The 22373-nt window shown below is 70.7% G+C and carries 20 protein-coding genes and 2 pseudogenes; 11 read left to right on the forward strand and 11 right to left on the reverse strand.

Annotation, left to right across the window (positions count from 1 at the left end; translation table 11 throughout):
- Window positions 1-3 precede the first annotated feature (3 nt).
- The gene (locus QFW81_RS00655) at window positions 4-1047 is read right to left on the reverse strand and encodes an OmpA family protein (protein WP_425603943.1); all 1044 of its coding nucleotides are present in this window, start codon (window positions 1045-1047) and stop codon (window positions 4-6) included.
- Window positions 1048-1430: 383 nt separating this feature from the next.
- On the opposite strand from QFW81_RS00655, the pseudogene uvrA reads away from it, so the two are divergent.
- Together uvrA and QFW81_RS00665 are read left to right on the forward strand one after the other, a co-directional pair.
- Window positions 1431-4253, forward strand: a pseudogene (gene uvrA, locus QFW81_RS00660) (excinuclease ABC subunit UvrA); the annotation flags it as partial.
- Between the two features lie 96 nt (window positions 4254-4349).
- Entirely contained in the window at window positions 4350-4760 is a 411-nt protein-coding gene (locus tag QFW81_RS00665) for an acyl-CoA thioesterase (RefSeq protein ID WP_280576630.1), read from the forward strand.
- Between the two features lie 12 nt (window positions 4761-4772).
- Here QFW81_RS00665 and QFW81_RS00670 read toward each other — a convergent pair whose 3' ends face one another.
- From QFW81_RS00670 to QFW81_RS00700, 7 genes are all read right to left on the reverse strand, one after another.
- On the reverse strand, window positions 4773-6191 hold the full coding sequence (locus QFW81_RS00670; protein ID WP_280576631.1) for a sigma-54 dependent transcriptional regulator: 1419 nt from the start codon (window positions 6189-6191) through the stop codon (window positions 4773-4775).
- Between the two features lie 172 nt (window positions 6192-6363).
- Window positions 6364-7722, reverse strand: a complete 1359-nt coding sequence (locus tag QFW81_RS00675; RefSeq protein WP_280576632.1) for an acetate kinase — start codon at window positions 7720-7722, stop codon at window positions 6364-6366.
- 145 nt (window positions 7723-7867) lie between these two features.
- Window positions 7868-8365: a hypothetical protein gene (locus QFW81_RS00680; protein WP_280576634.1), complete on the reverse strand. Its 498-nt coding sequence runs from the start codon at window positions 8363-8365 to the stop codon at window positions 7868-7870.
- A complete protein-coding gene (locus QFW81_RS00685) occupies window positions 8365-9054 on the reverse strand; it encodes a C39 family peptidase (RefSeq protein WP_280576635.1) in 690 nt (229 codons plus the stop codon). Before QFW81_RS00685 ends, QFW81_RS00680 begins: the two co-directional genes overlap by 1 nt.
- Entirely contained in the window at window positions 9051-9440 is a 390-nt protein-coding gene (locus tag QFW81_RS00690) for a hypothetical protein (RefSeq protein ID WP_280576636.1), read from the reverse strand. The genes QFW81_RS00685 and QFW81_RS00690 overlap by 4 nt, the downstream gene beginning before the upstream one ends.
- A gap of 126 nt (window positions 9441-9566) precedes the next feature.
- Window positions 9567-10472: a hypothetical protein gene (locus tag QFW81_RS00695; protein WP_280576637.1), complete on the reverse strand. Its 906-nt coding sequence runs from the start codon at window positions 10470-10472 to the stop codon at window positions 9567-9569.
- A 410-nt stretch (window positions 10473-10882) separates the two neighbouring features.
- Window positions 10883-11326 carry a copper chaperone PCu(A)C gene (locus QFW81_RS00700; protein WP_280576638.1) on the reverse strand — a complete coding sequence of 148 codons (444 nt, stop codon included), beginning with the start codon at window positions 11324-11326 and terminating at the stop codon, window positions 10883-10885.
- Between the two features lie 39 nt (window positions 11327-11365).
- On the opposite strand from QFW81_RS00700, the gene QFW81_RS00705 reads away from it, so the two are divergent.
- Entirely contained in the window at window positions 11366-12121 is a 756-nt protein-coding gene (locus tag QFW81_RS00705; RefSeq protein WP_280576639.1) for an enoyl-CoA hydratase/isomerase family protein, read from the forward strand.
- Window position 12122: 1 nt separating this feature from the next.
- On the opposite strand, the gene QFW81_RS00710 is transcribed toward QFW81_RS00705, so the two are convergent.
- From QFW81_RS00710 to QFW81_RS00720, 3 genes and pseudogenes are all read right to left on the reverse strand, one after another.
- On the reverse strand, window positions 12123-12977 hold the full coding sequence (locus QFW81_RS00710; protein ID WP_280576640.1) for a sulfurtransferase: 855 nt from the start codon (window positions 12975-12977) through the stop codon (window positions 12123-12125).
- Window positions 12974-13788 (reverse strand): annotated as a pseudogene (locus QFW81_RS00715) (NUDIX hydrolase). The gene QFW81_RS00710 and the pseudogene QFW81_RS00715 overlap by 4 nt, the downstream one beginning before the upstream one ends.
- A gap of 134 nt (window positions 13789-13922) precedes the next feature.
- On the reverse strand, window positions 13923-14636 hold the full coding sequence (locus QFW81_RS00720) for an FKBP-type peptidyl-prolyl cis-trans isomerase N-terminal domain-containing protein (RefSeq protein ID WP_280576641.1): 714 nt from the start codon (window positions 14634-14636) through the stop codon (window positions 13923-13925).
- A gap of 193 nt (window positions 14637-14829) precedes the next feature.
- Between QFW81_RS00720 and QFW81_RS00725 the strand changes: the two genes are divergently transcribed.
- The 8 genes from QFW81_RS00725 (at window position 14830) to QFW81_RS00760 (ending at window position 22366) form a co-directional block, all read left to right on the forward strand.
- Complete coding sequence (locus tag QFW81_RS00725; protein WP_280576642.1) at window positions 14830-15612, forward strand: enoyl-CoA hydratase/isomerase family protein; 783 nt, start codon at window positions 14830-14832, stop codon at window positions 15610-15612.
- Between the two features lie 7 nt (window positions 15613-15619).
- Window positions 15620-15997 carry a hypothetical protein gene (locus QFW81_RS00730; RefSeq protein WP_280576643.1) on the forward strand — a complete coding sequence of 126 codons (378 nt, stop codon included), beginning with the start codon at window positions 15620-15622 and terminating at the stop codon, window positions 15995-15997.
- A gap of 53 nt (window positions 15998-16050) precedes the next feature.
- On the forward strand, window positions 16051-16689 hold the full coding sequence (nth, locus tag QFW81_RS00735) for an endonuclease III (RefSeq protein WP_280576653.1): 639 nt from the start codon (window positions 16051-16053) through the stop codon (window positions 16687-16689).
- Window positions 16690-17203: 514 nt separating this feature from the next.
- Window positions 17204-19168: an asparagine synthase (glutamine-hydrolyzing) gene (gene asnB / locus QFW81_RS00740; RefSeq protein WP_280576644.1), complete on the forward strand. Its 1965-nt coding sequence runs from the start codon at window positions 17204-17206 to the stop codon at window positions 19166-19168.
- A gap of 3 nt (window positions 19169-19171) precedes the next feature.
- Window positions 19172-19429 (forward strand): acyl carrier protein, encoded by a 258-nt coding sequence (locus QFW81_RS00745; protein WP_280576645.1) that lies wholly within the window; start codon window positions 19172-19174, stop codon window positions 19427-19429.
- Window positions 19426-20346 carry a N5-glutamine methyltransferase family protein gene (locus tag QFW81_RS00750; RefSeq protein WP_280576646.1) on the forward strand — a complete coding sequence of 307 codons (921 nt, stop codon included), beginning with the start codon at window positions 19426-19428 and terminating at the stop codon, window positions 20344-20346. Before QFW81_RS00745 ends, QFW81_RS00750 begins: the two co-directional genes overlap by 4 nt.
- The gene (nadE, locus tag QFW81_RS00755) at window positions 20343-21332 is read left to right on the forward strand and encodes an NAD(+) synthase (RefSeq protein WP_280576647.1); all 990 of its coding nucleotides are present in this window, start codon (window positions 20343-20345) and stop codon (window positions 21330-21332) included. Before QFW81_RS00750 ends, nadE begins: the two co-directional genes overlap by 4 nt.
- Window positions 21329-22366, forward strand: a complete 1038-nt coding sequence (locus tag QFW81_RS00760; RefSeq protein WP_280576648.1) for a hypothetical protein — start codon at window positions 21329-21331, stop codon at window positions 22364-22366. Before nadE ends, QFW81_RS00760 begins: the two co-directional genes overlap by 4 nt.
- Window positions 22367-22373: the final 7 nt, after the last annotated feature.

Here is a 22373-nt window from a genome sequence, read left to right on the forward strand (position 1 = left end):
GGATCAGTTCTGGACGTTGAGCTCGGTACGGCGGTTGACCTCGCTCTTGCAGCCCGGCAGCGTCTGCGCCGTCGGCTCCAGCGGACGGCTCTCGCCGTAACCGGTCGGACCCATCAGGCGGCCGGCATCGATGCCGTTGCTGGTCATGTAGTCGTACACCGCCGACGCGCGACGCTCCGACAGACCCTGGTTGTAGGCGTCCGAACCGCACAGGTCGGTATGGCCGGCCACTTCGACACGCAGGTCGGGATAGCGCTTCAGGATCTCCACCGCCTCGTTCAGGATCTGCACCGCGTCAGGACGCAGCGTCGAACGGTCGAAGTCGAAGTTCACGCCGTTCAGGTCGATCGTGATCGGAGCCGGCGGCGGCGGCGGAGCCGGGGTCGGCGGCGGCGGCGGCGGCGGGGCCACCGGCGCGGTCGGCTCCGGACCCAGCGGGATGATCACGCCCACCGACGCGATCACGTCGCTGAAGTAGCTCTCTTCCTGCTGGTGCGGGTAGCCACCCGAGTCCACGCCGCTCTCGGCAGCATAGCTCTGGTCGTCGAAGTCGAACCGGGTCGCCACCTCGGCGCGCACCGCGACACGGCGCGAGAAGTCGCCCTGCAGACCGACGCCGATCTTGGCCGCCAGATTGCCGTCCTCGCGCTCCGCCGGCGAGTTCGCGCTCGGGAACGCGTCGTACTCTTCTTCCGAGCGCTGGTAGCCCAGACCGAACAGCACGTACGGCGCCCAGTTGCGCTCCTCATTGATGAAATGGCGGCGCAGGTCCAGCGAGATGCCGTACTGGCTCCAGTTCAGATCCTGGTTGTGATCGAAATTGGGGTTCTGGTAATTGACTTCACCTTCCACCGACCAGACCGGGCTGATGAACTTGCCCACACCCAGCGCAACCGCCGGGGCGTCATTGGTGCGGCGATCGTTGTCCTGGAGATTGAAGCCGGCCGAGCCGCTGATGTACCAGCGATCGTCGAATTCCTGCGCAGAGGCCGACTGCGCCATGGCAAGCCCACCCAGAAGTGCGAGGCCGAGGAGATTCTTTTTCATTGTTTGGGTTCCTTTGAGGGACTTGCGTGTCCATTTTCGCGCGCGTCGACCCGGTCCAGGGATCGACGCCGTGCATCATTCCCGCCAGCCATCTAGCTGAACGGACGGCGGCAGATTAGATTTCATGTCGTGAAGGGCGTGTTAACAATGAAATAACGTCCTGCCGGCGGCGGATCCGGTCCGCCGGCGAACTGCCGCAGACCGGCTCATCGGGATCGCCCGGGCCTTTGCTGCGAACGCCGTCGTCGTCCTCGTCTCGCGGGCTGAGACAGAGGTCCTCCAGACTGGCATTCGCGGCATTTGCCCCCATCTCAGCCGCTCGCTAGGCTGACCGATTGCCGTTTGCCGGCACCCTCCCCCTGCTCCTACCGGAATCCTCCCCGATGGCGATGGACACCATCCGCATTCGCGGTGCCCGTACCCACAACCTCAAGAACGTCGACCTCGACCTGCCCCGCGACAAGCTCATCGTGATCACCGGCCTGTCCGGCTCGGGCAAGTCGTCGCTGGCGTTCGACACCATCTACGCCGAAGGCCAGCGCCGCTACGTCGAGTCGCTGTCGGCTTACGCGCGCCAGTTCCTGAGCGTGATGGACAAGCCCGATGTCGACCACATCGAAGGGCTGAGCCCGGCGATCTCGATCGAGCAGAAGTCGACCAGCCACAACCCGCGCTCGACGGTCGGCACCATCACCGAGATCTACGACTACCTGCGCCTGCTCTACGCACGCGTGGGCCTTCCGCGCTGTCCGGACCACGGCTATCCGCTCGAGGCGCAGACGGTCAGCCAGATGGTGGACCAAGTCCTGGCGTTGGACGGCGATGCCCGCTGGATGCTGCTGGCACCGGTGGTGCGCGAGCGCAAGGGCGAGCACGCACAGGTGTTCGAGCAACTGCGCGCGCAGGGCTACGTGCGGGTGCGCGTGGACGGCACGCTTCACGAGATCGACGCGGTGCCGCCGCTGGGCCTGCGCCAGAAGCACACCATCGAAGCGGTGATCGACCGCTTCAAGGTCCGCGACGACCTCAAGCAGCGCCTGGCCGAGTCCTTCGAGACCGCGCTCAAGCTCGGCGACGGCATGGCTTCGGTCCAGGCGATCGACGACGAGGCGGCGGCGCCGCTGCTGTTCTCGTCAAAGTACAGCTGCCCGGTGTGCGACTACGCCCTGCCCGAGCTCGAGCCGCGCCTGTTCTCGTTCAACTCGCCGGTCGGCGCCTGCCCGACCTGCGACGGCCTGGGCGTGTCCCAGTTCTTCGACCCCGACCGGGTGGTGGTGCATCCCGAGCTCTCGATGGCGGCCGGCGCGGTGCGGGGCTGGGACCGGCGCAATGCGTACTACTTCCAGCTGATCCAGTCGCTGGCGAAACACTACGGCTTCAGCGTCGATACGCCCTGGCAGGACCTGCCGGAGGCCTCGCGCGAGGCGGTGCTGTTCGGCAGCGGCAATACGACCATCACCTTCAGCTACATCACCGACGCCGGCGGCCGCACCCAGCGCAAGCACCGCTTCGAGGGCATCGTGCCGAATCTGGAGCGTCGCTATCGCGAGACCGAGTCTGCCGCGGTGCGCGAGGAGCTGGCCAAGTACATCAGCGAACGCCCGTGCGTGGACTGCGGCGGCGCGCGCCTGAACCGCTCGGCGCGCAACGTGTTCGTGGCCGAGCGGCCGTTGTCCGACCTCGTGGTGCTGCCGATCGACGATGCGCTGCGCTTCTTCGGAGAGCTGCGCCTGCCCGGCTGGCGCGGCGAGATCGCCACCAAGATCGTCAAGGAAATCCGCGAACGGCTGAGCTTCCTGGTCGACGTCGGGCTGGATTACCTCACCCTCGAGCGCAAGGCCGACACGCTGTCGGGCGGCGAGGCGCAGCGGATCCGCCTGGCCAGCCAGATCGGGGCGGGCCTGGTGGGGGTGATGTACGTGCTCGACGAGCCCAGCATCGGCCTGCACCAGCGCGACAACGAGCGCCTGCTCGGGACGCTCACGCGGCTGCGGGACCTGGGCAACACCGTGATCGTGGTCGAGCACGACGAGGATGCGATCCGCCTGGCCGACCACGTCGTCGACATCGGCCCGATGGCCGGCGTGCACGGCGGCGAGGTCGTGGCGCAGGGCACGCTGAAGGACGTGCTCAAGGCCCCGCGTTCGCTCACCGGCCAGTACCTGTCCGGCAAACGCCAGATCGCGGTGCCCGCCAAGCGCACCAAGGCGAACCCGAAGATGCAGCTGCGGCTGCTCGGCGCGTCGGGCAACAACCTCAGGAATGTCGACCTGACGATTCCCTCCGGGCTGTTCACCGCCGTCACCGGCGTCTCGGGTTCGGGCAAGTCGACGCTGATCAACGACACGCTCTATACGCTGGCCGCGAACGAGATCAATGGCGCCTCGCACAAGCCGGCACCGTTCCGCGACATCCAGGGCCTGGACCTGTTCGACAAGGTGGTCGACATCGACCAGTCGCCGATCGGCCGCACGCCGCGTTCCAACCCGGCGACCTACACCGGCCTGTTCACGCCGCTGCGCGAGCTGTTCGCGCAGGTGCCCGAATCGCGTGCGCGCGGCTACTCGCCCGGACGCTTCAGCTTCAACGTGCGCGGCGGCCGCTGCGAAGCCTGCCAGGGCGACGGCCTGATCAAGGTCGAGATGCACTTCCTGCCGGATGTGTACGTGCCCTGCGACGTGTGCCACGGCAAGCGCTACAACCGCGAGACGCTGGAAATCCTGTACAAGGGCTACAGCATCCACGACGTGCTGGACATGACGGTCGAGGACGCGCTGGCACTGTTCGAACCGGTGCCGTCGATCTCGCGCAAGCTCGAAACCCTGCTCGACGTCGGCCTGAGCTACATCAAGCTCGGCCAGCCCGCGACCACGCTGTCCGGCGGCGAGGCGCAGCGGGTGAAGCTGTCGAAGGAACTCTCGCGCCGCGACACCGGGCGCACGCTGTACATCCTCGACGAACCCACCACCGGCCTGCACTTCCACGACATCGAGCACTTGCTGGCGGTGCTGCACAAGTTGCGCGACGACGGCAACACCGTAGTCGTGATCGAGCATAACCTCGACGTGATCAAGACCGCCGACTGGGTGGTCGATCTCGGCCCCGAAGGCGGCCATCGCGGCGGCATGATCATCGCCGAGGGCACGCCCGAGCAGCTGGCCAGGATGGAGCAGTCGCACACCGGGCGCTTCCTGGCCAAGACCCTCGGCCTGGAGGAGAAGGCACGCGGCAGGCGGCGGTCGGCGGCCTGAGCCGCGCGCCGCCGCCCGATCCGACACGACCCTGCAGGAACCGGCCACGACATGAGCCTCGACAACCGAACCGCCCTGTTCCGCCTCCCGATCGAACTGCGCTGGCGCGATCTGGACGCGTTCAACCACGTCAACAATTCGAACTTCATGACCTACCTGGAGGAGGCGCGGATCCGGTGGTTCGAGTCGCTGGGCAAGGAGTGGCTGACCGAGTCGACGGCGCCGCTGCTGGCCGCGGTGCAGATGAACTACCGGGTGCCGATTCCGTATCCGTCGAGCGTGGTGGTCGAGCTGTTCGCCGATCGCGTCGGCACCACCAGCGTCACCATCGGCCACCGCATCGCCAGCGCCGATGGCGCCACCCTGCATGCCGACGGCCACGTGGTGATGGTGTGGATCGATCGCACCAGCGGTCGCCCGGTGCCGCTGCCGGACGTGGTGCGGGCCGTCGCCGTAGGCTGACGCGCCGCAGGCTCAGGCCTCCTCGCCGCCGCCCTTCACCAGCGACAGGCGGCTCCACTGCGCGTCCGGACGCGCCTCGTGCAGGCCGTGGCGCAGCATCAGCCGGTACAGGGTGACGCGCGAGATTCCGAGCTCGTCGGCGGCCTGTCCCACATGCTGCCCGTGGCGTGCCAGCGCGCGATCGATCGCGGTGCGTTCCCCCGCGCGTCGCGCCAGGTCGATCGTCACCGCCTGCTGGTCGGGACTCCGGTCCTCCAGCTGCAGGTCGCGCGCGGACAGGTGGCATCCCTCGGCCATCACCATGGCCTCGCGCACGCGGTTGATCAGCTCACGCACATTGCCGGGCCAGCCGTAGCTCTGGATCGCCCGCAGCGCACAGGCCTTGAAGCCCCTGACCCGACCGCCCGCCTCGCCCGCGTGCCGTTGCAGGGCGTGCTGGGCGATCAGGACGAGGTCGCCGCCGCGCTCGCGCAGGGCCGGCATCTTCAGTTCGATGACCCGGAGGCGGTGGTAGAGGTCGGCCCGGAAACGACCCTCGTCGACCGCGCGCCGCAGGTCGACATGGGTGGCCGACACGATCCTGGCGTCCACCCGGATCGGCGCCTGTCCGCCCAGCCGGCAGATCCGCCCTTCTTCCAGGAAGCGCAGCAGCGAAGCCTGGGATTCCATCGGCAGGTCGGCCACCTCGTCGAGGAACAGGGTGCCGCCATGCGCAAGCTCCACCCGGCCGAGCTTGCGCTGCACCGCGCCGGTGAATGCGCCGCGCTCGTAGCCGAACAGTTCCGATTCCATCAGGCTGTGGGGAATGGCGCCGCAGTTGATGCCCACGAAAGGCAGACTCTTGCGCCGGGAATGTCGGTGGAGCGCGGCCGCGACCAGTTCCTTGCCCGTGCCCGTCTCACCGGAGAGGAAGACGGGCGCGTCGCAGCCGGCCGCCTTCAGCACCCGCCTGGCCAGCTGGCGCATCACCTCGCTTTCTCCGATCACGCCCTCGAGCCGTGGCCCATCCCCGGGCAGGTCCTCGTCAAGGTCGGGCAGGCGGGCCATGCCCAGCGCGTGGCCCAGCACGAGGGACAGCGTGTCGGCCTCGCAGGGAACGGTGACGTAGTCTCGACAGTAGCCATGGACCAGACGTCCCAGCGGCACGCAGTCCAGTTGCGCAGCGTGCAGCACCGCCACCCATTCCCTCCTCGGAGCCGAGAGTACCGCGGCCATGGCGGGCAGCAGGAGCGCAGGCGCCCGGTCCGGTCCGACTCCGCGCAGGTCGAGCAGGCCGACGCCCGGCTCATCCGCGGACGTCTCCGGCCCGGCGCCATCGCCGCGCGCGAAGCGCCAGCCTGCCGCCTGCAGCATGCGTTCGAGCACGCCATCATCGGCGAATGCCTGCACCTGCAGGTGGACCAGTTCGCGGGGTTCGTGACGCGATTGCATGCGGGAACTCCCCGCATCCTCCCCCCTGGATGCCGATGCCTCCTGTCGTGGTTCCTAATGCTTTCGGAACGCAGGTCGGCGGCGGCAACGGACAGTGCGGCAGCGCACCATCCGTCTCCGGCATCGCATCGACAGGGAATCGGCTGCTCCCGCTGCGCCGACGGACACGGCCTCAGAACGTCACCGGAACACGCACGGCGAGCGAGACATCCGGCGTGTCGCGGGTCACCCCTACCCCCAGCGCCACGTTGAGGCTGGTGCGCTCGCCGAGGCGATACGAGCCCCCGACCACCAGGGTCCCCAGCACGACCCGCACCGCGCCCGGGGCGTCCTCTCCGTTCTGCTTGGTGCGGTCGACGATGCTCTGGTCGTAGCCGAAGCTGACCGAGGCGCGCTCGTTCAACGCCAGCCCCATGCCGAAGTTGAAACCGATGATGTCCCCGGCATCGACCGTTCCGATCGGCTCGGTCGTGGTCTGCGGAAACCCCTCGGGTGCGCCCGAAAGCACGATCCGCGACACATCGTCGCGCTCGAAATTGTGCAGGTAGCTCAGGCTGCCGAAGAACACCACCGGATCCGACGCGTACAGCCATGTCACGCCAGGCTGCAGCGCGGTGAAGCCGCTGCCGGTGGGCAGATCCAGCGGCAGTCCGGTGCCGGTGGCGTTGGCCACGCAACGGGTGACGCAATCGGTGACGACCTCGAACAGGTCGCGCCCGGTGCGCGTCTTGTAGCGCAGCCACAGCACGTAGAACGGCCTGTCGACGCCGCCCTCGTTGAGCTGGTAGCGGGCGGTGAGTTCGAGGTCGCCCACGCCCTTGCCGTCGGCCTGGAAGACGTTGTCCTGCGCCGCACCGGTGAAGATCTCGCGGCTGACCGTGTCGCTGCTGATGTACGAGAACGGCGCCCTGACCTCGAGTTCCAGTCGACGGCTCAGTCCGTAACGCGCGGCCAGCGTCGCGGTCAGGCTGGTGGTCTTGACCTGGCGTACGTCGATGAGGCCGATCAGGATCGCGGGAATCACCGTGTAGCCGACCAGCGCCACACGGTCGTTGCTCGAATAGCCGAACTGCAGCGAGGGCTCCAGCACCAGGCGTCCACGAGGCGTCAGTACCCCCGGCTGGTCGAAGATCTGCGCGACTTCCGGAGGGCGTTCGGCGGACTCGGGTGGACGCCCGACCTGCGTCATTCCGGCCGCGTCGTCTGCCCGTGGTCCGTCCGCCTGCACGTCGGGCGCATCCTCCACAGACGCCGCTACCGGCGCGGTCTGGGAAGGATGCGTCGTACCGTCCGCCGCCAGGCCGACGGTGCTCTGCCCGATCGCCAACGGCAGTAGCGGGTGCGCCGGATCGTCGCCACGCGCACGCATCGCATCGAGTCGTGAGTCCCCGAGCTCACGCGCCAGCGCGTCGAGTTCGCGCTGCTGGCGCTCGACCAGCGCCTGCAACGCGCCGATCTGGCGATGCTGCTCGGCCAGCCTGCCTTCGAGGTGCTGCAGCCGTGCCTCGTGCGGGGCCTCCTGCGCGTGCACTGCGAACGCGCAACACAGCGCGCCAATGGCGAGGAGCGGATGAAGAAGACCGCTGCGACACGCCGGAACGCCGCCACCGTGAACGCGCATCCTCCCCGGTGCACCGTGGCTCATGGCGAACGTCCCTGTTCCCCCGGGCGCACCGTCAAAGCCCGCCCACCGACGTGGCCGTGGTCGCCTGCAGCGCCTGCGCCGCGTTCAATGCCTGCAGCAGGCCGAGCGCATTGGAACTCGCGTCCAGGGTGCTCCGCACCTGGATGCGCTGGCCGTCGAGCGAGTTCTGGATCACCAGGCCGGCCACGTCCGCCGGGGCCGCGTTGCCCGCGCCGATCTGTATCAGCTGCGTCCGCCCGAGTGCGGCCAGTTGCGCCGCCTCTTCCGCGGTGATCCGCCCCACGTCGGCCACGCGCACGCGCAGCGACGAGACCAGCGCACCGTTGACGTGCACGGTGCGCTCGAATCCGAACGAAGCCTGCAGCCCAGACGGCATCACGAAGCCACCCCGTTGCGCCTCCAGCGCCGCCGGTTCGACACGCCGCCACTCGGGACCCAGCCCAGGGACCGCAGGCTCGCGCGCCTGCGCCGGCATCCACGCCAGTAGCCAGGCCAGCGCCCAGCAACTCCATGCCTTCCCTGCGCCCATCAGATGTCGCCCGGTCCGCGCCGCGGGATCACGATGGTCTGCAGTCCCTGGCGCTGGATGCCCAGGTGCAGAGGGGCGACGGGCGCCGAGTTCCAGTCGCGCGCCTGGTTGAAGCTCGCCAGTTCACGCCGGTTGTGGACCACGAACAGCACGCCGTTGTCCCAGATCCGCGCGAAGTCGCGGCGCGGGATCGCACGCGCGCCACGGGCTGGATCCGCCACCAGCACACGACCATGCCGCAGTCCGCGCACCACGACAAAATGGCGATAGCCGCGGTCGTTGACCAGCACGATCGCGGGCAGGCCCTGTTCGGGCAATCTGTCGAGCGGCACCCGGAAGCCATCGGCCTCGAACCCGCGCGAGGCCAGGTAGCGGCGCATGTCGAGCAGCGAGAATCCTTCCGCGCGGATCCGCGCCTGGTCGCCGGTGGCGTACATGTGCGCGAACACCTCGGCCTCGTCGACCGGGGTGCCGTACTGGTAGGTCAGCAGGGTCGCGACTGCCGCCGATCCGCAGCTGAAGTCGTAGCGCTGCGGCACGGTGGCGCGGAACCGCGCCTCCTTCAGGCTGGTCACCGGCACAGAATAGCCGCCGCCGTAGGGCACGCGCAGGTCGATCGATCCGGCGAGGGCCGGCGCGCCCGCCAGTGCCAGCACCACCCCCAGCAAGGATGCGCGCCGTGCGCTCACGGCCCTGCGCCGAACCGGACGTTCACCGAGGTGCCGTTCTGGATCAGCACGTTCGACCCGCTGTTCTGGATCACCGTGTTGAGCCCGGCGGCATTGGCGAACGCACCCCCGTCGATGCGGTTGTCGCCCGAGACCACGTGGCTGGCCGAATTGCCGTCCACCGTGCCGTGGCTGTCGACGCTGACCTCGATCGAAGCCTCGCCGCCGCGCAGGCCCGAGAGCGCCTGCTCGGCCACCGCGGGGCCCAGCGCATCAAGGCTCACGTCCGCCACGGGCGCAGGTACCGGCGCATTCCCGGTCGGGGCCGGCCCGCTCGCCACGACGGACCAGGGCACCAGCAGAAGGCCCGTGGCCAGCCCTCGCCACCAGCGCCTGGATGCGTCCATGGACTTCACCTCCCTGCCGGGGACCATCTCCGGTCCGCGGCCATCTCCTCGAGACCGACGGACCGCGGTGCAGGACATTGCCCGCACCACGGCCGTCGCTGCCCCGCCGCGTGGCGGGTCACCGCATCACGGACCGACCGTCAGGTTGGCCTGGACCGTCACGCCCTGCTGGATCAGCGACGCGGCGCCGCTGTTCTGCGCCATGACCATGATCCCCGCGGCCGCGTTGGCCGATCCATCCATGGCGTTGGACATGTCGAAGGCGCCGGCATGGGCATACGCCGTGCCGCCATTGCCGCCGGTGCCGCCACTGCCGCCGGTGCCGTCACCGCCGGTGGCGTCGCCGCCATTGCCGTTGCCGCCGCTGCCGCCGGCACCGCCCCAGGCGGACGCAGCGCCGCTGCTCCCGGCGTTGTCGGCCATGCTGTCGCCACCGGTCGCCGAGGTGTCGGCAGTCGACGAAGCGTCGGCCTGCGCCTGGCTGTCGGCACTCGCCGCGCCGGCGCCGCGTTCGCGGGTCCGGCTGCGCGCCTCGGCTCCCGCACCCGCACCCGACATGCCGTTCGCTGCGGTCTGCGCTGCGCTGGCCGAGTCACCGTCGCGGGCGCTCAACGCGCCGGCATCGCCGCCGTCGCCGCCATCGCCGCCCGTGCCGGACCCGCCCACCGCCGGGCCGCCCAGTCCCGCACCGCCTGCTCCACCCCCGCCACCGGACGCATTGCCGGCATTGTTGGCGACGTTGCCGAGCCCGGACACCCCGTTGCCGGTCACGGTGCCGCTGAGCTGGGTGGTGGCCACGACCGTGTTCGAGCTGGTGTTGAACGAATCGGTGGTGGTGGCGGTGGCGGTGCTGTGGTTGTCGGCCGCCGCGCTGCCGGGCCCGCTGGCGAGCGCCTGGGTCATGTTGTCGCGGTGGTTGCCCTGGGTGGAATTGTTGTCGCCGGCGCCGGCCTCGTCCTGGGCCATCAGCGGCCCGGACACGCCCAGCGCGACCAGGACGGCCGCGGTGAGGATGCTGTGTCGAATGCGCATGGAAAGACTCCTTCAGGTTCGTCGCGCCCGGCGGCGCGTCCTCATGACGGCCGCCGGCGCTGCGGTCCTTACGCAAACCCGATGCCAGGCGCGCGCCACTTGCGCAAGGCATTGAACGGCAATCTGTTTTTGCGAAGGCGTCCGCTGCATGACGCGATCCGGACGGATACGCCCCCGGTTCGGGGCCGAAAAAGTTTCAGGATTGAAACGCCTTCCGCCGCACGCGTGCCGCATCGCACGCCCGGACGATCACGCAACCTCGCGCATACGCGGGAAAATCCGCAGTGCAGTCGGTCCAGCGTGGAGTTTCAGTTCTGCAACCGGCTCCGTACCCGTCCTGCAACTGGATCGCAGGCGCGCTCTTGACACGGCGGATACCGCCGCCGGCCGCCGCCGGTACAGCGCCGTGCTCAGCGCGCGGTGGCGTCCCTGACCTGGAACGCGGCTCCCAGCGTGCGCCCGTCGGCCAGCTCGAGTTCGACCTCGAGCGACTCGCCGATCGCGGCGTCCGCCTGGGGACGCATGAGCATCAGGTGCAGGCCGCCCGGCGCCAGCGTGACCGCCCCGCCCGCCGGGACGTCCAGCGATTCGACGTGCCGCATCCGGCTCACGCCGTCGACCCTGCGCGTCTCGTGCAGTTCGACCGCTCCGAACGCGGGACTGGAGGCTCCGACCAGCGTCACGGACGCCGGACACGGATTCCGGATCGTGGCGAAGCCCGCCATCATCGGCATCGCCATCGGCGGCTTGCGGATCCACGGCGACTCCAGCACCGGCATGCAGTCGCCGGCGTACGCCGCAGGTGCGGCGGCCGCTGCGAGCAGGAGGACGGCAGCAAGGCGGGCGATGGACATGGCGCCTATGATAACGCTCCCGTCGAATGGTCCCGGTGCATGCAGCCACTCATCACCCATCACCGGCATGGCGCAGTCCACGAACTGCGGCTTGCACGGCCTCCGGTGAACGCGCTCGACCCGGCCCTGTGCGGCGAACTGCGCGCAGCCGTGGACGCCGCGGTCTCTGGCGGCGCACACGGCATCGTCCTGGCCGGCGGCCCACGCGTGTTCTCCGCCGGCCTGGACGTGCCGCACCTGCTCACCCTCTCGCAGGGGCAGTTGCGCGACGCGTGGGAAGGCTTCTTCCTCGCCGCGCGCACCCTGGCCGGATGCCCGGTGCCGGTCGCCGCCGCCATCGACGGGCACGCGCCCGCCGGCGGCTGCGTGCTCGCGCTGTGCTGCGACTACCGGGTGATGGCGGACGGCGAATACCGTATCGGCCTGAACGAGACGCAGGTGGGGCTGGTCGCGCCGGAAGGCATCCAGCGCCTGCTGCGGCGCGTGGTCGGGCCGCATCGGGCGGAGCGGCTGCTGGTCGCCGGGGAGATGGTCGACGCGCGGCAGGCGCTCCGGATCGGGCTTGTCGACGACCTGGCCGACCCGGGGCAGGTCGCGACGCGCGCACTGGCCTGGCTCGATGCCCTGCTGGCGCTGCCCCGCACGCCGGTACTGGCGACGCGCGCCATCGCGCGCGCCGACCTGATCGCCGCGCTGGCGCCGGAACTGATCCGGCTCGACCGGTTCCTCGAGACCTGGAACGAGCCGCAGACCCAGGCCGCACTGCACGCGCTGGTGGCGAAGCTGGGGAAGTGACTCAGCCGGCGCCGGTCGCGATCGGCCGGCCGGGGTCGCCGATCCATCCGCTCCACGAGCCGGTGTACAGCGACGCGCCCGGCAGCCCCGCATGCGCCATCGCGAGCAGATGGTGGCAGGCGGTCACGCCCGATCCGCACATCGCCACCAGCGCGTGCGGCGCGCGCCCGTCCAGCAGCGCCTCGAACTCCCCGCGCAGCTGCGCCGCGGGCCGGAACCGCCCGCCCTCCAGGTTCGCGGCATAGGGACGGTTGACCGCCCCGGGCACATGGCCGGCGATCGCATCGATCGGTTCCACCTCGCCACGGAAGCGCTCCGACGCGCGTGCATCCAGCAGGAGTCCGCCACGCGCCAGATGCGCTTGCACTCCTGCGCTGTCCAGCAGACGCGAGGCATCGAAGGTGCCCTCGTAGCGCGTCGCAACGACGACGGGCGCAGCCGATTCCTGCGGCAGTCCGAGCTGCGTCCACGCCGCCCAACCGCCATCGAGCACCGACACGCGCGCGTGTCCGAGCATGTGCAGCAGGCACCACAGACGCGCGGCGAACGCGCCGTCGCCATCGTCGTAGGCGACCACGCGGGTGTCGCGCGAAACGCCCCATGTGCCGAGCCGCTCGGTGAACGTCGCGGCGAGCGGCCACGGGTGCCGTCCCTCGCCCGCGGGACCACGGCGCGACAGGTCGCGCTCGAGATGTGCATGCCGCGCGCCGGGAATGTGCGCGGCGCGCCAGGCGCGTTCGCCCGCGTCCGGATCGGCCAGCGAGGCGCGGCAATCGACCACCACCACGTCCGATGCCCCCAATCCGGCGGCGAGCGCCTGCGGGGCGAGCACGACGCGCCAGTCGGGCGTGTTCATCCAAGAGCCTCCAGCCGGGTGCGCAGGTTGTACAGGATCGACGCGGTCACGCCCCAGATGCGCCGCTCCGGCGCCCCCGGATACGGCGCGAATTCGAGCACTGGCCGAACCCGGCCACGGTATTCGATACCGGACTCGCGCAGGTGCTCGGGCGCGAGCAGGAACGCGAGCGGTACCTCGAACACCGCCGCCACTTCGGACGGATCGGGCTGCGCCACGAAGTCCGGGTCCACGCGCGCGAGTACCGGAACCACGCGGTAGCCGGTAATGGTGCGCATCGGATCGAGATAGCCCAGCGGCGCCGCCTGCGCAGCGGCCAGGCCGATCTCCTCGCGGGCCTCGCGCAGCGCCGCATCCAGCACCCCGTCGTCGCCCGGATCGACGCGTCCACCCGGCAGGCTGACCTGGCCCGCATGCAGGCGCAGGCCATCGTTGCGCAGGGTCAGGAACACGTTCAGCCCGGCCTCGCGCTCGACCAGGCCCAGGAGCACCGCCGCTTCCACCGGCGCGGCCGCATCCAGCAGCCCATCGAGCTCTGCCAGGTTCCACTCGGGCCCCGCCGGCGCCGCATCCAGCGGGTGCAGCGCGCGCGCGACACGCTCGAGCATGGCCCGCGGATCGTTCACGTCGTGCGCTGCGCCTCGCGCTGCGGCAGCACATGCTCCATCAGCCGCAGGCGTTCGTCATCGTCCATCTGCAACCAGCGCGCGATCTCGCCGGGCGTGCGGTGGCAGCCCATGCACAGGCCTTCCTCGTCGAGCATGCAGACGCCGATGCAGGGGCTGAGCACGGCGCGGAACGTGGAGGTCATGGGCAATACGGGGCGTTCGCGGCGCGCCGGGCGCGCCCAGAAAAACGCTGCGCCGGCAGGGCCGGCGCAGCGGGAGGGACACGGGCGGCGCGGATCGTGATCCGGCGCCGCGGCACGGCCAGCGGCCGCGCAGGTTACTTGACGCTGACCAGCTTGACGTCGAACACCACGGCCTGGTTGGCCATGCGCCCGGCGCGCATGTCGGTGCCGTAGGCCTTGTCGCCCGGCAGCACCACTTCCCAGCGCGCGCCGGCCGGCATCTGCAGCAGCGCCTCGCGCAGGCCCACCAGCGGGATCTGGCTCACCTTCATCGTGACCGGACCGGCCTGCTGGCCTTCCTGCGCCTGCGCGGTGTCGACGAACACGGTGCCGTCGGGCAGCGCGCCCTTGTAGTTGATCTGCACATCGCTGGCCTGGGTGGGCTTGGCGCCGCTGCCGTTCTCGATCACGCGGTACTGGACCGTGCTGCCGGACAGCGTCTGCACGCCCTGCTTGGCGCGGTTCTGCGCCAGGAAGGCATCGCTCTTGGTCTTGTTCTCGCTGGCCAGCTGGGTGAACTCGGCCTGCATCTTCGCCTGCTGGCGCTGCTGCATGTTCTCGACCGCCGCCTTCAGCTGGTCCACCGGCACCGCCGGCTGCTTCTTGGCGTACGCGTCCTGGATGGCCTTGATGACGGTGTTCACGTCGACGGCTTCGCCACGCGCAGTCAGTTCGGCCAGCTCGACGCCGGTGTTGAAGCCGATCGCATAGCTCAGCTTGCCCTTCTCGGACGTGGTGTCCTGCGCGGAGGCCGCCGCGGAAACCAGGGTCATTGCCGCGAGGGAGGCGGCAAGCAAACGCACTTTCATTCGGTCACTCTCCAAAGGGGTTCGATCGGCCGGAATCCGGCCCAGACACGACACGGGGCGGTCGAACCGCCCCTGCTGGACACGCTAGGATAGCGGCCCAGGGGCTTAACCGCCACTGACGCCTCCCCTGTGACCGGGCGGCACGCGCCGAGTTCCCGTTTCGTCCTTCCGTTCACGAAAGCCGCATTCACACATGACCGACTCCCCCCTGCGCTTCTCCGACCACGACGCGGTCCGGGTCATCACCATCGATCGCCCCGAGCGCCTGAATGCGCTGGATTCGGCCACCCTGGACGCCCTGCACGCGGCCGCCGACGACGCCGCCGCCGATCCCGCCGTGCGCGTGGTGGTGCTGACCGGTGCCGGCCCCAAGGCATTCGTCGCCGGCGCGGACATCGCCGAGATGAACGGGCTGACCCCGGCCCAGGGCCGCGATTTCGCGCTGCGCGGGCAGCGGATGATGCGCCGCTTCGAACGCCTGCCCAAGCCGGTGATCGCGATGGTGAACGGATTCGCCCTCGGCGGCGGGCTGGAACTGGCGATGTGCTGCCACCTGCGCATCGCCGCCGACACGGCGCGGGTCGGCCAGCCGGAGATCGGGCTGGGCCTGGTGCCGGGCTTCGGAGGCACCCAGCGCCTGTTGCGGCTGGCCGGCCGCGCCGCCGCGCTGGAGCTGTGCCTCACAGGCGCCCCGGTCGACGCCGCGCGTGCGCTGCAGCTGGGGATCGTGAACCGGGTGGTCCCGGCTGCCGAGCTCGAGACCGAGACCATGGCGCTGGCCGCCAAACTCGCCGCGGCCGCCCCGCTGGCGCTGCGCGGCATCCTCGACTGCATCCTGGTCGGCGGCGAAGCCGGTCTGGAAGAGGGGCTGGAGTACGAGGCCGCCCAGTTCGGCCTGGCGTTCGCCAGCGAGGACATGCGCGAGGGCACGGCGGCCTTCCTGGACAAGCGCAAGCCGGTCTTCCACGGCCGCTGATGCCGTCATGGCTCCGATCTCCCCTGGTCCGCGCTCCGCGTCTCCATCGCCCGCCCTGCAGCGACTGGTCGCGCTGCTGCGCGGCGACGATATCGACGCCGCGCTCGATGCCGGCTTGATGGAGATCGCTGCCGACGCCTTGCACGCCCTCGACACGGAATCGCGACAACTGGTCCTGGCGAACCGGCAGCGCCTGCGCGCGGCCTGGGCGGCGCGCGAGCGCTATGGCGCGCGTGCCGACCGGCTCGCACGTCGCGCTGCCGAACGCGAGGCGCGGCGCAGTCCACCGACGCAGGGCCCGTCCGGCGCTCCCGCCGGGCCGTCCCTGCCGGCCGCGGCCGCCGCGGCCCTGACCCGCGCGAAGGCCCGCGCGGGCGGCGCGTGAGCGCAGCTTCCGCGCGCGCGCGCAGATCACCGCGACCGCGATCGCGCAGCCGGCTGAGCGAGACGCAGGTGCGTGAACTGTTCGCGCGCCTGGCCGAACTCGACCCCGCGCCCACCACCGAGCTCGAATACGCCACGCCGTTCGAGTTGCTGGTGGCGGTGGTGCTGTCGGCCCAGGCCACCGACGTCGGCGTGAACAAGGCCACCCGTCGGCTGTATCCGGTCGCGAACACCCCGCAGGCGATCCTCGCGCTGGGCGAAGACGGCCTCAAGCGCTACATCTCCACCATCGGCCTGTTCAATGCGAAGGCCCGGAACGTGATCGCGCTGTGCCGGATCCTGGTCGACGACTACGACGGCGAGGTGCCGCGCTCGCGCGAAGCGCTCGAAGCCCTGCCCGGCGTGGGACGCAAGACCGCGAACGTGGTGCTCAACACCGTGTTCGGTGAAGGCACCATCGCGGTGGATACCCACATCTTCCGCGTCGCCAACCGCACCGGCCTGGCGCCGGGCACGGACGTACGCGCGGTGGAGGACGGGCTGATGCGCGTGGTGCCGGAGGAATTCCTGCTGGGCGCGCACCACTGGCTGATCCTGCACGGCCGCTACGTGTGCAAGGCACGCAAGCCCGACTGTCCGCATTGCGTGATCCGGGACCTGTGCAGGTACCCGGACAAGACGCCGGCGGACTGAGGGGTTCCGGACGCTGCGGTCTTTCCGGCGCGTGTCGGAACCGGCCGTGCCGCGCGCCCCGCGCTGCGACGCCTGGGGCCTGGGCCTGGTGCGGGTTTACGGTGGTGGACCCGCCGGTGTTTCCTGGCCAGCTCCCCGAGGCGGCCTTTGGCCTTGTCCGGGCGACGGGTGGCACGCGCCGGTGTCGTCGGCACGGGATCGGCGCGCTGCCTGGACTTGCGGGAAGGCGAAGCGACGCGGGACGGGACGTGCCCCTGTACGGACACGACAGGGCGCTGGTGCTTGCGCGCATCCAACTCCCAATGGCCTCCGTCGCCTCCGGACCACGTTTCCAGAAGCAGACGGGGGAGCGGGTTGGCGGCAGCGCTTTGGCGCGCCGGAGTCTCTCTTCCGGCCCACGCCTCCAGACGCGCCCGCCATGTCGAACACCGAGTCCGTGCAGTCCTCCGATGCCGCCGCACGCCTCCGCGCCCGCGCCGGGCAGGCGTCATCCACCAACGGAACCGCCTGAGCGATGTGCGGGATCGCCGGCTTCACCACGCCTGCCGACGCCGCGCCGCAGGACCGAGATGCGCTGCGGCGCATGATCGCCACCCTGCACCATCGTGGCCCCGATGCCACCGGGCAGCACCTTGAGCCGGGCATCGCGCTGGCACATGCGCGGCTGTCGATCATCGACCTCGCCACCGGCCAGCAGCCGCTCCACGACGGCACCGGCACGATCTGGACCGTGTTCAACGGCGAGATCTTCAACTTCGTCGAATTGCGCGCGGAACTCGAGCGCGATGGCGTGCGGTTCCGGACGCGCTCGGACACCGAAGTGATCGTGCACCTGTACCGCCGCGACGGCGACCGGTTCGTGGAGCGGCTCAACGGCCAGTTCGCGATCGCATTGTGGGACACCACGCGGCGCCGGCTGCTGCTGGCGCGCGACCGCGCCGGCATCCGTCCGCTGTACCACGCCGTCGCGCGCGGGCGGCACTGGTTCGCCTCGGAAGCCAAGGCCCTGCTCGAGGTGCTGCCGGAGTGCGCGCGGATCGATCCGGACGGCCTGCTGCAGGCGTTCACGCTGTGGGGCCCCAGCGACCCGGACACCCTGTTCGCCGGCATCCGCAGCCTGCCGCCTGGCCACCTGCTGGCGATCGAGACCGATGGCAGCGAGGCCCTGCTGCGGTATTGGGACTGGCAGTTCCCGCGCGCAGGCGATCCGCCGCCGTTCGCGAGCATCGACGATGCCGTGCACGAACTGCGCGCGCTGCTGGCCGACGCGGTGCGCCTGCAGCTGCGGGCCGACGTGCCGGTCGGGGCCTACCTGAGCGGCGGACTCGATTCGTCCGGCATCGTGGCCCTGGCCCGGCAGTCGGGCATCGCCCAGGTACGCACGTTCTCGGTCACCTTCGACGATGCCGAGTTCGACGAGCGCGAGCAGCAGCAGGCGATGATGCGCCACCTCGGCACCGACCACACCACGCTCCATTGCACCGCGGCCGACATCGCCGATGCGTTTCCCGCGCTGGTGCGGCATACCGAGGCCCCGGTGCTGCGGACCGCACCGGTGCCGATGATGCTGCTCTCCGGCGCCGTGCGCCGGGCCGGCTACAAGGTCGTGCTGACAGGCGAAGGCGCGGACGAGGTATTCGCCGGCTACGACCTGTTCAAGGAAGCGAAGGTGCGCCGGTTCTGGGCGCGCCAGCCGCAGTCGCGCTGGCGCCACCTGCTGCTCGGACGCCTGTATGGCTACCTGCGGCACTCGCCGGTGGGCTCGCCCGGTTTCGCGCGCAGCTTCTTCGCCCAGGGCATGGAGCACATCGACCGCCCGGTGTTCGCCCATGCACCGCGCTGGACCACCTCCCGGCGCGCACTCGCGTTCCTCGCGCCGGAACTGCAGGCGCGGGCGCTGGCCTTCGACCCGCTGTCGTTCTACGAACAGAGGCTGCCGGCCGGCATGGCCGACTGGTCGCCGCTGGCACGCGACCAGTACGTCGAGGCCAAGACCCTGATGGCGGGCTACCTGCTGTCGTCGCAGGGCGACCGGGTGGCGATGGCGAACTCGATCGAGGGCCGGTTCCCGTTCCTGGACCACCGCCTGATCGAATTCGCCAACCGGCTTCCCGCGCACTGGAAGCTGCGCGGCCTGACCGAGAAGCACATCCTGCGCCGCGCGCTCGCGCCGCTGCTTCCGCCGGCGATCGCCAGGCGCACCAAGCAGCCCTACCGCGCGCCGGACGCGGCCTCCTTCTTCCCGGGCGGTCGACCGCATGCGCTGGTCGACGAATTGCTCTCGCCCGAACGCATCCGCGACGCCGGGCTGTTCGACGCCACCCGGGTGCGCCTGCTGGTGGAGAAGTGCCGCCGCGGCAACGTGGTGGGGTTCGGCGACAACCAGGCCTTCGTCGGCATCCTGTCGACGATGCAGCTGCACGAGACCTTCATCCGCCGTCGGGAGCCGACGGCATTGCGCGCCACCGGAACGGAGTGACCCATGAGCGAAGCCGCCATCCGCCAGACCATCCGCGGACACATCCTGGAGAACCTGATGTTCACCGACGATCCGGCACGACTGCCCGACGATGCGTCGCTGCTGGACATGGGCGTGATCGATTCCACCGGCGTGCTCGAACTGGTGTTGCTGATGGAAGAGAATTTCTCCCTGCAGGTCAAGGACACGGCGATCGTGCCGGAGAACTTCGATTCGGTGGACCGCATGGTCTCGTTCGTGCTGCGCGCGACCGCGGCATGATCCAGGCCGACGCGTACCACGCCAGGCTCTCGCGCCTGCGCGACTGCTGGCGGCCCGCACCGGACAAGCCCGAGGAGACGCCCGAGAACACGCTGCTCGCGCTCTGGTGGACCGCGGCCGGGGCGCCGCGTTCTGCGGTCAGCGCGGCGACCACGATGCCGGCCGCGCTCGACGTCGATGCGCAGGCGCGGCTCGACACGCTGCTGGCGCAGCGCATCGCCGGGGTCCCGCTGGCGCATCTCACGGGGCGCCAGCATTTCATGGGCATGGAGCTGCTGGCCGGCCCCGACGCGCTGATCCCGCGCGCGGAAACCGAACTGCTGGCCACGGCAGCCATCGATCTGGCGCGCGCCGCCGTGCAGGATCGCGCCGACGCGCTGGTGATCGACGTATGCACCGGATGCGGCAACCTCGCCCTGGCCATCGCGCGCGGCGCCGCGCCGGTGCGCGTCCAGGCCAGCGACCTGAGCACCGACGCCGTGGGGCTCGCACGACGCAACGCCGCCGCGCTCGGGCTCGACGCCCGGGTGGACATCCATTGCGGCGACCTGCTCTCGCCCTTCGACACGCCGCAGTTCCATGGCGGCGTCGATGTGCTGGTCTGCAACCCGCCGTACATCAGCAGCGGCAAGGTGCCGGCGATGGCGCCGGAAATCGCGGGCCATGAACCCGCGCTGGCGTTCGACGGCGGCCCGCTCGGCGTGTCGATCCTCACCCGCCTCGTGCAAGACGCGCCGCGTTTCCTGCGCGCGGGCGGGTGGCTGGCGTTCGAGGTCGGCGTCGGCCAGGGCCCGGCGATGGCACGCCGGCTGCGCAACGAGCGCGCGTTCGACGCGGTACGCGAACTGCACGACGGCGCCGGCACGGTGCGGGCGGTGCTGGCTCGCCGGAGCGACGTCGTGGAGGCGACGGCATGAGCACGCTGGACTGGAGCGTGCTCGACCTGGACTGCGAGCGCGAGGCGACGCGCATCTGCGCCGCGCTGCGCGAGGCGATGGCGGGCACGCTGAAGCGGCGCGGCCTGGTGGTGGCGATCTCCGGCGGCATCGACAGCTCGGTCTGCGCCGCGCTGGCGGTGCGCGCGATCGGCGCGTCGCGGGTGCACTGCCTGATCCTGCCCGAGCGCGATTCGGACCCCGACAGTGCCGCCCGCGCGAAGCTGCTCGCCGACACCCTCGGCGTCACCGCCGAGACCTTCGACATCGCACCGGCGCTGGAGGCGATCGGTGCCTACGCCGCGCGCGACGCTGCCGTGCGCACGGTGCTGCCGGCGTTCGGACCGGACTGGAAGATGAAGCTCGCGATCGCCGGCGGCAGCGACGGCGCCATCAACCGCTTCCGCCTGGTCGCACAGGCGCCGGATGGCAGCCTGCACGAGCACGAACTGCGCCTGCACGAGTACCTGACCATCGTCGCCGCGACCAGCTACAAGCAGCGCCTGCGCAAGACGATCGAGTATTTCCATGCCGATCGGCTGCACTACGCCGTGGTGGGGACGCCCAACCGGCTGGAGTACGACCAGGGCTTCTTCGTCAAGAACGGCGACGGCTCGGCCGACGTCAAGCCGATCGCGCACCTGTACAAGAGCCAGGTCTACGCGATGGCCCGACACCTCGGCCTGCCCGAACGCCTGTGCAACGCGCAGCCGACCACGGACACCTACAGCCTCGCCCAGGGCCAGGACGAGTTCTACTTCGCCCTGCCCTACCGGGCGATGGACCTCGCGCTGTGGTCGCTGGAACATGGGGTGGAGGCCGCCGCGCTGGCGCAGGCGCTCGCACTCAGCACGGAGCAGGCGCAGGCGGTGTACGACGACATCGCGCGCAAGCGCAGGACCACGCGTCCCCTGCATCTGCGTCCCGTGCTGCTGGGCGAGGTGTCCGTCGCGGAGGCGACGGCGTGAACGCCGAGCCCGCGCCGGACGCGGCGTATTCGGTCGGGGACGGCGACCTCGCGCGCGACGCCGAGGCCGCGGTCGCGGTCTGGCGCGCGAGCTTGGGCCAGGTGGAAGGACGCGCCGCGAAATTCGCTTGGTTCTACCGCGACGCCCCCGTCGGCGCGCTGCTGCAGGTGCTGCGTTTCGGCCCCGGCGGCGAAGTCGTCGGCACCGCCGGCGTCGGCTGGCGCACCATGCGGGTGGGCGCCCGGCAGCTGCGCGCCGGCCTGCTCGCCGACATGGCCGTGCTGTCGGGCCATCGCCTGCTCGGTCCCGCGCTCCAGCTGCAGCGCGCCGCCTGCGAGCGCGCACTGCAGGCCTGCGACCTGGTGTACGGCTTCCCCAACCAGAATGCCGTGCCCGTGGTGAAACGGCTGGGATACCGGCACGTGGGCGACATGGTCCTGCTGGTCTGCGCGCTGCGCCACGCGCCCTACCTGCAGCGGATGTTGCCCGCGCCGCTGGCGCTGATGGCCGGCGCCGGGCTCGACCTCGCCCTGCGCCTGCGCGACGGCCTGCGCGACCTGCCGGGCCGCACGCTGGAGGCCGACTGGCACGACACTCCGCTGCCGGATGCGCACCCGCCGCTGGCGCACGACGACTGCATCATGCGCGGCGAGCGCGACGCCGAGACCCTGGACTGGCGCTTCTCGCGCAGTCCGCTGGCCGCGTTCCGCTTCCTGTACCTGCGTCGCCGCGGCGAGGCGACACCGTGCGCCTGGTTCGCCTGCCAGCGCGACGGCGACGTGCTGCGGATCGCGGATTTCCACGTCGGCGCGGGGCTGGCGCCGCAGCGTGCGCTGGCACGCCTGTCGCGCGAGGCGCGCTCGGCCGGGTGCCGCGCGCTGGCGATCGAATGCTGCCTGCCCGAGCCGGAAATGACGGCCCTGCGCCGGCACGGGTTCCGCGAGCGCCAGCGCCGGCCGATCTACGCGCGCTGGAACGGCGACCCGCAGCCGTTCAACGGCCTCCGCATCACCGTGTTCGACGAGGACGAGTAGCCGCGGC

This window comes from Luteimonas kalidii (genome assembly GCF_029887935.1).
GTDB classification, from domain to species: Bacteria; Pseudomonadota; Gammaproteobacteria; order Xanthomonadales; family Xanthomonadaceae; genus Luteimonas; species Luteimonas kalidii.